This is a genomic window from Micromonospora sp. NPDC049580 (assembly GCF_040675595.1).
GTDB lineage: Bacteria > Actinomycetota > Actinomycetes > Mycobacteriales > Micromonosporaceae > Micromonospora.
The window spans coordinates 1-2497 of record NZ_JBFAPG010000673.1 but is presented as its reverse complement, the minus strand read 5'-3'; the positions used below and the strand labels follow the sequence as shown (position 1 = coordinate 2497).

General features: G+C 77.1%; 2 protein-coding genes. Both read right to left on the bottom strand.

What is annotated here, in order from left to right; all coding sequences use genetic code 11:
• On the bottom strand, nt 1-1005 hold a 1005-nt coding region (locus AB0J68_RS30835; protein ID WP_363942251.1), incomplete at its 3' end, for a histidine kinase.
• An 84-nt stretch (nt 1006-1089) separates the two neighbouring features.
• On the bottom strand, nt 1090-2497 hold a 1408-nt coding region (locus tag AB0J68_RS30830; RefSeq protein WP_363942249.1), incomplete at its 5' end, for an HD domain-containing protein.

Sequence of the window (2497 nt, the reverse complement as noted above, 5' to 3'; positions counted from 1 at the left end):
GGCGCCGACGCCCCGGTCGGTGACCTCGACGGTCACCTCGTCGGCCCGATAGCCGACGGTCACCTCCGCGCTGGTCACCCCGGCGTGCCGCAGCACGTTGGTCAGCGCCTCCTGCACCACCCGGTACGCGGCCAGGTCCACCGCCGCCGGCAACTCCCGAGGGTCGCCGTCACGGCGCAGGTCGACGGCGAGACCGGCACCGGCCAACCGTTCGCACAGCGCCGGAAGCCGGGCCAGTCCCGGCACCGGTTCGCGCTCCGCGCCCCGGCGCACCGCGCCCAGCGTGACCCGGAGTTCGTCCAGCGCCTCCCGACTGGTGCGACCGATCGCGGTCAGCGCGACCTCCGCCTGCTCCGGCCGTTTCGGCAGCAGATGGAGGGCGATCTCCGCCTGCATGCTGATCGCGGCCAGCCCGTGCCCCACCACGTCGTGCACCTCCTGAGCGATGCGCAGCCGCTCCTCGTCGGCCTGCCGCCGGGCCTGCTCGACACGATCGCGGGCCTGCTCGGCGCGGCTGCGGGCGGCGGCCTCGCGGTTGACCCGCACGACCACGCCCGCAGCGAAGGGTACGACCGCCCAGGCCGACGCGGGGAGCACTCCGGCCCAGCCCGGCGCCGGCCCCCGGGACCAGAAGACGTGCGCCAGCAGGACCACGAACGCGCCGGCGGTGGCGAGCGCCGCCGGGCGCACCGGCAGCCGCACGGCCACGGTGTACACCGCGATCAGGAAAGTGAGCAGAATCGGCCCGTACGGATAGCCGAGCACCAGGTACGTCGTGGTGGCCACGGTCACCACGACGAGGGTGCTCACCGGGGCGTAGCGGCGGCCGACCAGGGCCAGCGCGGCGACCGCCATGAGCACCCGGCAGAACCCGTCCACCGGCGTCGACCCCGGCTGGTTGACCCCCGCGAGCCCGGTGGCGAGCTGCCCGAACCCGAGCAGCGCCAGGGCGAGCACGGCGTCACCCACCGCGCCCGGCCACGACCGCCGCCCGTTCCATCGCATGGCCGTCATTCTGCCCGCGCCGACGCCCCCTGACGTGCGTCCACGAGCGGCACCGCCGCTACGCCCCGGGACGTACCCACCCACTCAGACGGCGGCGAGGACGGCGGCCTCCAGGCGGGCCCGGGTGGCGTCGTCCGGCCAGCCACCCACCAGGTAGAAGGCGTCGACCACGTCGGCGCCGAGGGTGGAGATGCGCGCGGCGCGGACCAGGGCTCCCGCCTCGTCGAGCGCGCAGGCGACCCGGTAGAGCAGCCCGGCGGCGTCGGCGGCGCGAAGTTCGAGCAGCACGGCGTCGGTGGCGGCCTCGCGGTGCCAGACGACCCGGGGAGCGGCACCGCTGCCCCGGGCGGCGAGCGCACGGCCGCGCAGCCGTTGGGTGACGGACACGTCGCCGGCGACCGCGCGACGGAGGTCGGCGCGCAGCGGGACCGGGTCGGCCGGCAGGCCGTAGCGGGGTTGCACCCGGCACTCGACAAGGGCCCGGCCATCGACCACGGAGGCGTCCGCGGAGAGCACCTCCAGGCGGTGCAGGGCCAGGCAGCCGGCCACCGTGGCGAGCAGTCCCCGCCGGTCGGCGGCGGCCACCGCCACCCGGTCTCCGGTGAGATGGACGACCGGCAGCGGCCCGGCCAGCAGCGCCGGATCGGGCGCGGGTGGCTCGGGCAGCACGCCGGTGTCCAGGGCGGTACGGACGCGGGCGACCAGCTCGGCGACCAGTCGTCCCTTCCAGTCCGACCAGGCGGCCGGGCCGGTGGCCGCGGCGTCCGCACGGACCAGCGCGTGCAGCAGGTCGAGTGTGCCGGTGTCCCCCACCGCCTCGGCGACCGACGCGATGGTGACCGGGTCGGCGAGGTCCCGGCGGGTGGCCACGTCGGGCAGGAGCAGGTGCAGCCGGACCAGCGTGCCGATCAGCTCGACCTCCGGGCCGGGCAGCCCGACCCGGGTCGCCACCGTCTCGGCGAGCGGCACGCCGACGGTGCTGTGGTCACCGGGCAGGCCCTTGCCGATGTCGTGCAGCAGGGCGCCGAGCAGCAGCAGGTCGGGGCGGTCCACCTCGCGGGCGTGCCGGCTGGCCTCGTGGGCGGCCTGCACGAGGTGCCGGTCCAGGGTGTAGCGGTGCACCGGGTTGTGCTGGGGCAGGCTGCGCAGTCTGGTCCACTCGGGCAGCCAGCCGTCCACCAGCCCGTACCGGTCGCAGGTCTCCCAGGCCGGCACCAGGCCGGGACCGGCGCCCAGCAGCGTGGTCAGCGCGGCCCGGGCCTCGGCCGGCCAGGGCGCGGGCAGCGGGGGGCAGTACGCCGCCAGCCACTCGCAGGTGGCCCGCGCGATCGGCAGCCGGGTCGTGGCCGCCGGGGCGGCCACCCGCAGCGACAGGCTCGGGTCGGGGCGCGCGCCGATCGCCGTCCGGGCCAGCACCAGCTCCCCGTCGTGCTCGACCACGTCCCGGGCCACGGGCCGGCGGACGGGACCGCCGTTCCCGCTCCGGGAGCGG